The sequence below is a fragment of the Streptomyces sp. NPDC005799 genome (assembly GCF_040630525.1).
GTDB classification, from domain to species: Bacteria; Actinomycetota; Actinomycetes; order Streptomycetales; family Streptomycetaceae; genus Streptomyces; species Streptomyces griseorubiginosus_B.
Map to the genome: position 1 here is coordinate 1 of NZ_JBEXXQ010000113.1, position 9,265 is coordinate 9,265.

At 68.3% G+C, this 9,265-nt stretch carries 8 protein-coding genes and 1 pseudogene; 3 read left to right on the forward strand and 6 right to left on the reverse strand.

Features of this window, described 5'->3' with window-relative positions:
* Positions 1 to 331: 331 nt before the first annotated feature.
* Positions 332 to 976 carry a helix-turn-helix domain-containing protein gene (locus ABZ453_RS49215; protein WP_359026349.1) on the reverse strand — a complete coding sequence of 215 codons (645 nt, stop codon included), beginning with the start codon at positions 974 to 976 and terminating at the stop codon, positions 332 to 334.
* Positions 977 to 1,119: 143 nt separating this feature from the next.
* On the opposite strand from ABZ453_RS49215, the gene ABZ453_RS49220 reads away from it, so the two are divergent.
* Positions 1,120 to 3,459 (forward strand): MMPL family transporter, encoded by a 2,340-nt coding sequence (locus ABZ453_RS49220; protein ID WP_359026351.1) that lies wholly within the window; start codon positions 1,120 to 1,122, stop codon positions 3,457 to 3,459.
* 341 nt (positions 3,460 to 3,800) lie between these two features.
* On the opposite strand, the gene ABZ453_RS49225 is transcribed toward ABZ453_RS49220, so the two are convergent.
* From ABZ453_RS49225 to ABZ453_RS49245, 5 genes and pseudogenes are all read right to left on the reverse strand, one after another.
* Complete coding sequence (locus ABZ453_RS49225) at positions 3,801 to 4,679, reverse strand: alpha/beta hydrolase (protein WP_359026353.1); 879 nt, start codon at positions 4,677 to 4,679, stop codon at positions 3,801 to 3,803.
* A 27-nt stretch (positions 4,680 to 4,706) separates the two neighbouring features.
* Positions 4,707 to 5,301 (reverse strand): annotated as a pseudogene (locus tag ABZ453_RS49230) (SDR family NAD(P)-dependent oxidoreductase); the annotation flags it as partial.
* Positions 5,302 to 5,399: 98 nt separating this feature from the next.
* Positions 5,400 to 5,843 (reverse strand): hypothetical protein, encoded by a 444-nt coding sequence (locus tag ABZ453_RS49235; protein ID WP_359026355.1) that lies wholly within the window; start codon positions 5,841 to 5,843, stop codon positions 5,400 to 5,402.
* A 722-nt stretch (positions 5,844 to 6,565) separates the two neighbouring features.
* Positions 6,566 to 7,015: a DUF6114 domain-containing protein gene (locus tag ABZ453_RS49240; RefSeq protein ID WP_359026357.1), complete on the reverse strand. Its 450-nt coding sequence runs from the start codon at positions 7,013 to 7,015 to the stop codon at positions 6,566 to 6,568.
* A 47-nt stretch (positions 7,016 to 7,062) separates the two neighbouring features.
* Positions 7,063 to 7,677, reverse strand: coding sequence for a DUF6230 family protein (locus ABZ453_RS49245; RefSeq protein WP_359026359.1), 615 nt, complete (start codon positions 7,675 to 7,677; stop codon positions 7,063 to 7,065).
* A gap of 180 nt (positions 7,678 to 7,857) precedes the next feature.
* Here ABZ453_RS49245 and ABZ453_RS49250 point away from each other — a divergent pair, with 180 nt between their 5' ends.
* Together ABZ453_RS49250 and ABZ453_RS49255 are read left to right on the forward strand one after the other, a co-directional pair.
* The gene (locus tag ABZ453_RS49250) at positions 7,858 to 8,550 is read left to right on the forward strand and encodes a MerR family transcriptional regulator (protein ID WP_359026361.1); all 693 of its coding nucleotides are present in this window, start codon (positions 7,858 to 7,860) and stop codon (positions 8,548 to 8,550) included.
* A 408-nt stretch (positions 8,551 to 8,958) separates the two neighbouring features.
* Positions 8,959 to 9,265, forward strand: a 307-nt coding sequence (locus ABZ453_RS49255) for a recombinase family protein (protein ID WP_359026363.1), incomplete at its 3' end; no start/stop codon positions are given.

A 9,265-nucleotide genomic window follows, 5' to 3' on the forward strand; every position in this document is an offset into this window, starting at 1 on the left:
CACGGCGAAGCCGGCCCGGTCGGGATCGCAGCCAGGCACTGTCTCCCTGCGGTCACCATCATCGAGCGCAGAGCTTGGTAGGTGGTCAGGAGTGCATGCATCCTCCTACGCTGATCCGGTCCGGCGGGCCGATCGAAAAGGAGGCTACCTCCGAATTATTCCCACAGTAAACCGGAGGTAGCCTCCGGTCAAATTGGCACCGGCACCGGTACAGGTGTCGCTGGGGCGCGGCTACCGTCACACGACGCGGTCGGGTGTCCGTCGCGCCGGCCGCCCTCACCGACGTGTGCCGGATCCGCCACTTCTCTTCAGGTCCCCGACACGTGTGGAGTCATCGGCTGTGTGAGACGTGGCTGAGGGCGGTGCGCAGGTCGCCTTCCGCCGTGTGGAGAGGGGGGAGTGGCGTCGCGTTGGCCGGCCTGAGCGCGTCGAAGAGCAGGGCGATGAAGCGTGCGCGGGTGGAGGGGGCGGTACCGGGCAGTGCGAGGCCTGCGACTCCCATGACCAGGAACCGCGGAATGTCGTCCGCGGTCAGGTCGGCGCGGATCTCGCCCTGCTCCTGGGCGCGTTCGAGAAGGGGGCGCAGGGAGTCGCTGAGGCGTTCAAGGGCTTCGACGGCGACGTCGGCGAAGTTGCCGGCGAACGTGACCAGCCCCCGTTCTTCCGTGATCAGTTCGAGCAGCCGGGTGGCGATGTCCAGTAGGGACCTGCGGGGGTGGCGGGAGGCCGCGGCGTCGGTGATCAGCGGCAGGAGGTCCGTCTCCAGGAGGTCGTCGAGGACGGCGCGGACTATCGCTTCCCGGTTGGGGAAGTGCCGGTAGAGCGTGGCGATGCCCACACCTGCCTCGGCGGCGATCTGCTCCAGTGAGCCTTCGCCCGCGCCGAGCACCGTCCGTCCGGCGGCGACGATGCGCTCCGCGCTCGACCGGGCGTCGACCCTGCGGGCGCGTCCCGGGCGGGACGGGGTGTTCGCCATCTACGGCTCCTTTCGTGCTGGACCGCAGAGTATCCGACCTCAGGTCGCTTGATAGTCGACTACCAAAATGATAGTAGTCCACCGAATCGATAGCCTCCTATCGATGTGACGGCGCCGCCTTGCGGCGGGATAAGGAGATCGGCGTGTCCGTGCTGCTGTACCAGCTGGGGCGTCTCGCCTACGGCCGACCCTGGTACGTCATCGCCGGCTGGCTGGCGGTCGTGTCCACGGTCGTGACCCTGCTGGCAATCAATCCGGTCAAGCTCAGCAACGAGGTGCGTATCGACGGCACCCCCGCCCAGGCGGTCATCGACGATCTGGCGAAGTCGCTGCCGGAGGCATCCGGCGGACAGGGCATGCTGGCCTTTCACGTCCGTGCTGGCGAACGGATCGACGGCGGGCGGAGCCGCGCCGCCCTCCTCGCCGCGGTGAACGCGGTCTACCGTCATGACCACGTCGTCGACCCGCGCGCGGCTCTCGCCCGTGAACTTGTCAAGGGGGCGAAGAGCCCACTGCTGCGGGCTCAGGCGGCGGTGGCCCGGGCCGCCGGGCAACCGGCTGGGGACCGGCCGCCGGTCGCCCTGAAGGACGACGGCCGGCCGGTGCCGGGCGTCATCGTCTCGGCCGACGGCTCAACCGCCCTGCTGCAGTTCCAGTTCGACCAGCAGACCTACGAACTCCCCGCGGGGACGATCGAGAGCACCGTTCGGGCCGCCCAGCGTCAGGCCGACCGCGCCCAGCTCGATGTCCTGCCGTCGGCGTCGATGATGGAACTGCCCGAGATCATGGGGGTCGGCGAAGTGGCCGGGGTCGTCGTGGCCGCCGTCGTCCTGCTGGTCACCCTGGGGTCGCTCGTGGCGGCGGGCCTGCCTCTGATCATCGCCCTGATGGGCGTCACCGTGGGCGTGGGCGGCACCTTCACCCTCTCCAGCGTCTTCGAGATCCACTCCCTCACCGCGGTACTGGCCCTGATGCTTGGGCTCGCCGTCGGTATCGACTACGCCCTGTTCATCGTCACCCGGCAACGACGCCTGATCCTCCACCAGGGACTGGATGCCCACGAGGCGGCCGGCCGCGCCACCGGCACCGCCGGCAGCGCCGTCTTCTTCGCCGGTGCCACCGTCGTCATCGCCCTGGCCGGTCTCCTGGTCGTCGGCATCACCCTCCTCACCACCATGGCACTCGCGGCCGCGGCCACCGTCGCCGTCTCGGTCCTGCTGGCCCTGACCCTGCTGCCGGCACTGCTCGGCCTGGTCGGGGAGCGCATCTGCTCGGACAGGGCCCGCCGTGGGCAACAGCAGCACACCCCCACCACGCACACGCGGGCCGCCGCCTGGGGCTCACTCCTGGTGCGTCACAAGTACCCCGCTCTCGCGGCGGCGTTTCTGATACCGCTGGTTCTCGCCGTGCCCGCCCTGGATATGAAGATGGGCCTGCCGTCCGGCGCCAGTTACAACCCCGACACTGCACAACGGCAGAGTTACGACGTGGTCAGTGAAACCTTCGGCCCCGGATACAACGGCCCCCTTATGGTCGTCATCCACTCCGCCGACGCCGGCCGGCCTCTCAGCCCTACCGCTCTCGCCACCGTCGCCTCCGACCTGAAGAGCACCAGGGGGGTCGTGTCGGTGTCTCTGGCCGGGATGAACAGCAACGGCACCACGGCGGTGCTCGGCCTCGTGCCCGGCGCCGGCCCGAACGACGACGGCACCAAGGACCTCGTCACCGCCATACGCGACAAGAGCGCGCAGGTCGGAGACCGGAACCAGGTCCGGATCGGCATCACCGGTTTCACCGCCCTGGCCATCGACGTCTCCGACCGCCTCGCCGACGTCCTGCCCCTCTACGTCATCACGGTCCTCGGGCTGTCCCTGATCGTGCTGCTCCTGGTCTTCCGCTCCGTCGTCGTACCGATCATGGCCACGCTCGGCTTCCTGCTCAGCATCGCCGCCACCTTCGGTATCACCACGGCAGTCTTCCAGTGGGGCTGGCTGCAGGCCCTCTTCGGACTTGACGCCAAGGCTCCCGTGGTGAGCCTGTTGCCCATCATCGTCACCGGCGTGCTCTACGGACTGGCCATGGACTACCAGATGTTCCTGGTCACCTCCATACGCGAGGCCCGCATACACGGCGTCAACCCGTCCCGGTCGACGGTTTCCGGCATCGCTCACGCCGGTGCCGTCGTCGTCGCCGCGGCCACGATCATGGTCTCCGTCTTCGCCGGATTCATCTTCAACCCCCAGCCCATGATCAAGCAGGCCGGGCTGGCGCTGGCCGCGGGCATCCTCATCGACGCCTTCGTGGTCCGCATGGCGTTCATTCCGGCCACCATGGCACTCGCGGGGGAGAAAGCCTGGTGGATCCCCAGGTGGCTCGACCGGCTCCTGCCCAACCTCGACATCGAAGGCGACATGCTCGCGCAGAGGATCCCGCTGCCACGACCAGCCACCCCGCAGGAGGGGCATACGATCCAGAGCGTGTGAACTGCAGGAGCTGCGGTCGGACGCCATGAGATGGCCCTGCAGAAGCGTTACCCAAGCAGCGGCCCACCTCACCGTCGTCCGGCCTGGGGTGGGCTCGGGCGCGGCCTCGAGAAACCGATCAACCTGGCGGCGCCCCCCGCCGAGGAGCCCGTCGGCGCACCGGTGGAAACGCAGCTCCGCAGCACCGTGTCATCGCTCAACTGGCCAGAAACGTCGACCTCTATCTGTATCTGCGCCATATGCCCCGCTCCTCAGACGCCAGGAGGTCTTCGGTCGTCATCGTCGAGTCGGCTCCCCTCCGCACCGCCCCCGGCTGGGGCGGTGCGGCACTCTCCCGGCGCTCACGCCACCGCGTTCAGCAAGTCGGCCAGCACGTCGGGTCGTTCGAGGGCGATGAAGTGGCCGGCCCCGGGGACCTGCGTGAAGTCGGCGGTGGGCAGCAGCTTCTTGTTGGCCTCCCGGTCGGAGGGCCGGGACCAGTCCTTCTCGCCGTAGACGAGGTGGATGGGGGCCTTGACGTCGTGGTAGCGCGAGCGGGCCGCGATGAGACTGGGCAGGGCCTGGTACACAGCCCGGGCGACGGTCGGGTAGCCGGGGCGGCCGCCCACTTGGAGGAGCTCGTCCAGGTAGTCCTCTCGCAGCGCGCTTTTGTCGCCGAGCCCACCCTGAAGGATCTTGGTGAGGGCGGGCTTGGGCTCCACCCCGGCGATCACCGGGCCCACTCCCGGGGCGAGGACACCGCTGACCACCACACGGGCGAGGAGGCTGGAGCGTGCGATGCCACCGCGGAAGTCATACGTGTTCACCGAGACGACGCGCCTCACCCGCTCCGGCATGTCGGCCGCGGTGGTCAGGGCGAGCACCGCTCCCATGGACTCCCCGACCAATGTCACGTCGTGGAGGTCGAGTTCGGTGAGGAGTCTCTTGACGCCCGCGCGCATGGCCGGTTCGTCATAGGAAGCGCCGGGCACGATCTCGGAGTAGCCCATCCCCGGCAGGTCGAGGGCGTACACGGTGTAGCGGTCCGCGATCAGTGGGATGAGAAGGCGGAAGTGCTCGGCTTGGGTCCGGACGGTGTGCAGCAGGACGAGGGGGGTTCCGGTGCCGGCTTTGAGGTAGCGCAGGGTGCCTTCGCGGCTGGCGCGTCCTGCACGGGGGGCGATGGTGTGGGTGGTGGTTCCGGGGATGTGGATGGTGGGATGGAGGTCGCGGGTGGGCATGTCGCCGACTCCTTGAGTGTAATGGGGTTACTTGGCGAGGTGGGGATACAGTCCGGTCAGGTCGCCGGCGAGGCCTGCTTTGACCTGGCGGGAGATGTCGTGGGCGAGCACCTCGTACGCGCCCGTCTCGACCCCGTCGAGGGCGATTTGGGCGACGTCACGGGGTCGCACATGGGGCATCGACGCCTGTCGTCAGATCGGTGTCGACGTAGCCGACGTGCAGTTCGGTGACGGTGATGCCGCGCGGCTCAAGTTCCAGGCGCAGGGAGTTGGTCCGCGACCTCAGGGCGGCCTTGGAGCCGCTGTAGGAGCCGCCGAGCGCGATCCAGGAGAGCACGGAGTGCACGTTGAGGAGGTGGCCGCCGCCGTTGCGCTCGATGATGGGTACGAAGGCCCGGGCGACGAGCAGCGGGCCGTAGAAGTCAGTCGCGAACTCGCGGCGTATGTCGCCGACGGGGGAGTCGAGGAAGCACGCGCCGACCGATGCGCCGGCGTTGTTGATCAGTACCGTGACGTCCTGGGCTTGCGCGGCGGTCCTTGCCGGCGCCGCGCGCGTACAGCACCTCCACCAGGGCCCTGCCGATGCCCCGGCTGCGCCAGTGACGAAGACGTTGGCCCCTTCAAAACGGTCATGCTTGCCTCCACAACACGGGAAACCGGCCGGTTTTCAGAAGAGTAAACCGACCGGTTTCCAGGCGCAAGCCCGTCAGGGGCCTTGGTTCATTGGGGCGTTCCGTACCCGTGGATTCCCGGGATGACGAGCTCTCCTCCCGTCTGCCCGGCTTGGTCGATGTCGGCGTCGTCCAAGCCGAGTCGGAGCCTGAGGCCTGCCTTCCCGACCGTGTCGTAGAGCCACTCCGGGACGGTGTCGGGCGTGAGATGGAGGCGGAGGACCGGGGGCAGAGGAATGCCTTCGACACCGGAGAGGGTGCCCGTCAGACTCTCGACGTACATGGTGATGCGGCTGCCTCGCAGCGTGGACGTCGATCCGGTCGCTCCGTCGATGTGTTGGATCTGCGGGCCGACGGGCACAGCCATCTTCAGGTCGCGGATCGTGACGTCCCCCACGGAGAACTTGAGCACCCGCTTGGGCCCGGCGGCCGTGTCTACGGTCACCACGCCCCCGAAGACGACGTCGCGCAGTTCGAGGCGGCTTCCCTTCATGTTCCAGGACTCCGCGGCGAATCGACCGGCGCTCGTGTCCTCGGGGGCATTTAGATCGCTGATGCCACAGGTGCGGGAGGCTCTCGTGATGGGTGCCGGTCGGGACGACGACTCAGTGGTCCTGTGGCCAGGGGTGGCTGACGGGTGAGGTGCGGCCGGCCGCGCGTCGGAAGGATTCGTGGCCGTCGGTGTCGGCGTCGGAGCGGCCAGGCTCGGTGCGGGACTCGTGTCGGGCATCGTGCTCTGCTGCTCGGTGTCGCCGTGGAGGAGGGAACCGAGGATGTCCGCAAGACCGGTGGTGGCGGCAGCGGTCGGGCTCGGTGAGGCAGTCGGAGCCGGCGCGAGGCTTGTTTCCTCGTCAGCCGCATGCTCCGACGGTTGGACCCGTGCGCCGTTCGTGGGGGCAGTGGGCGTGCTGCGAGCCGCGGAGGAAAGGGGGGCCGCGGCCGGGGTCGCCGTGTCATCGGGGCGGGCGCAGTCGGCACCGCTGCCGGGCTCCTCTTCGGGAGCGGAATGAGCCGCGGTGGCGCTCGTGTCGACCGCGGGCGGACGCTGACTGGCCAGGACAAGAACCGTCGGCAGCGCGGTGAGTGCGAGAGCCTTCCCGAGTGGCAGGCGCAGTCGGGTCAGCGTGGACGTTCGGGGGATGGTGTGGCGGCCTCTCGTCGGGCGGCCATAGTGGGGTTCTACGGCCTCGCCGCAGAGATCGGGCGACTGATCGGTCATTCCCCAGCCCTCCCCGGCGGCTCCTCGGTGTCGTCGGTCGTGTTCACCGGGCCCCACGCCAGGGCCAGGAGTCCACCCGTGGCCGCGAACAGTGTGCCGATGAAGAATCCGCCGAAGTTGGAGATGGGGAGCGACACCACACCGAGGAAGACTGCCACGCATCCGGCGAAGAACCTGATGATGGGCTGGAACCACAGAAGTCCGCCGAGGACGATCAGTGTGAGGCCGATGACCAGGGACCCCGCGCCTGCGGTGGTGGACATCGCCACGGACAGGGCGCCCAAGGAGAGGTTGAAGTACGGGAAGTAGATGATCGGTGCGGCGGCCAGGAGTACCAGCAGGCCCGCCCAGAAGGGGCGGGTGCGCCGCCAGGCCCGGAAGGCCCGGCGAGCGCGGGCGAAGCCGTTGTCACTGTGGGGGTGCGCGGGTGCGCCGACACTCGTCATGTGGAGGTTCCCGGATCGTCAGCGGGTGGGGAGGGTGGGGGCATGTGTCAGAAGCAGTCGTGGTGGCCGGCCGCGATGTTCATGTGCAGGCCCGACAGTTCGAACGTGCCCGCGGAACTGGCCCAGACCGTCTGGTGGGCATCGAGGATCTCGACCGAATCCGCCTGCTGGGCGTAACCGTTGGGATCCACGTGATCCTTCGGGTTGACTTGACCCTTGGTCATCGCGCCGGCCGCGACGCCGATGTCGACGTTGCGGAAGGTGCCCTTCTTGGCCTGGAGGTCGGTCATGTCGATGTACAGGTCCTTGGCCTTGACCGGTGTACCCGATCCACCGGCGTTGAGTGACATCGTGTAGGTCCCGAGCACGGGGATGTCCACCGGCACGGACTGGCACATGTCGACGATCGTCGCGTTCTCGATGGACGACACGGAGACCGGCACGTGCTTGCCGTTCTTGGCGACGTCCACCGTGGCGTAGTTGGCGAATCCCGTGCCGCTCAGCTTCCCGGCCGAGACCTTGAAGTCGGAACCGGAGATGCTGAACGAAGCGGCCAGCGCGCCCTGGGCCATGGAAACGGCGACAGCCGCCGTGGCGGCCACCGTCGGGACCGCACCGATGGCGAAGCGCTTCCAGTGGGTCCTGCCTATTCGCTGGGACATGCGTGGTCCTTCGTTGTCGAGGTGTGCGAGGTGACTCGAGGCCGGCTGTGCACAAGAGGGCACACCGGAGAACTGCTCGGTAGCTCCGCTATCGAGTGCCTGATAGTTGCACTATCGAGATCGGAGGTGCAACCCCCGGTAAGCGCGATACTGGTGGGACAGTTGAGCGTGAGGGAGCGCATGAGGATTTCAGAGCTCAGCCGTCGGTCCGGGGTGCCGGTGGCGACCATCAAGTACTACCGACGGGAGGGGCTGCTCCCCGAGGGGCGGGCGCTGAACCCGACCACGGTCGAGTACGACGAGGAACACATCCAGCGGCTGCGTCTGATCCGTTCTCTCATCCAGCTCGGCGGGCTGTCCGTCGCCCGCGCCCGGGAGGTGCTCGAGGCCGTCGAGCAGCCGTTGGACGCGTTCGCGACCCTGGCGGTGATCCACCACGCCCTGCCCGTCCCTTCCGCGGAGACGAGCGGGAGGGACGGCGAGGATCACGGGGGTGCCGCCGACGAGCCGGAGGCAGGTGGAGCCGTCGCGCGGGTCGAGGCTCTCATCGACAACATGGGCTGGCGGATCTCCGACGCGTCACCGCATCGTCCGGCACTCGCCGAAAGTCTCGCGGCGCTGAGCCGTCTCGGCACGGACTACACGGCCGATGACCTCATCCCCTACGCACGGCTCGCCACCTCGACCGCGGACCTGGATTTCGCTCAGCTCGAAGGGGTCGAGGACCAGATCGCCCTCGCAGAGCGGGCGGTGGTCCTCAGTGTGCTGTTCGAGCCGGTCGTCAGGCTGCTGCGGCGCCTGGCCCAGGAGGACGCGAACCATCGTCGCCACGATCGCCGGACGTGCGGGCGGGGGGAGCAGCCGGCCGAGTGAGTTCCGGGCGGGTGTCGACGGGTCATCGGCACCCCATGCGCAGGGTTCGGCCCGCAGCGACGGGTACCGGCTTGTCGGCGGTGCCGTCGGCCGGCATGTCAGTCGCCTTGGTGCCGAACCAGTCGCGGAGAAGCGTGCCAGCGGGCCCGGCGCCGTCCTGTCGGCAGTGTCGTGACGGCCCTTCCCGGCAGGATGCGCACCATCGGCTCGTCCACAATGACCACGAGCAGCATGCCGACGCCGAAGGGCTTGATGGGGCGGCGCGTAGCTCATCCTGATCGCCGCGAGACGATGCCCTGCTCGTGCCGGATTCGCTCGTTCGCTGCCCGTGTCAGGGGTCATAGACTGCTCTCATATAAGTGTCTATGAGTGTCTTTTAGATGTCATGGGTGTTGTACGGTCTTGCGTATGAACCTGACGGAATGGGCACGCGCGCAGGGGATCGCCCCGCGTACCGCGTATCGCTGGTTCCGTGAGGGCACATTGGCGGTACCTGCGGAATGCGTGGGACCGCGCACGATCCTGGTGAACGTCGATGCGAACACTTCACTCTCCGTGACCGGCGGTGTAGGTCTGTATGCCCGCGTCTCCTCGCACGATCACAAGCCGGACCTGGAGCGGCAGACCGCTCGCCTGTCGGCATGGGCGGCAAAGGCCGGGCAGAAGGTCGTGCGGATCGGATCCGAGATCGCCTCGGGCATGAACGGCTGCCGCG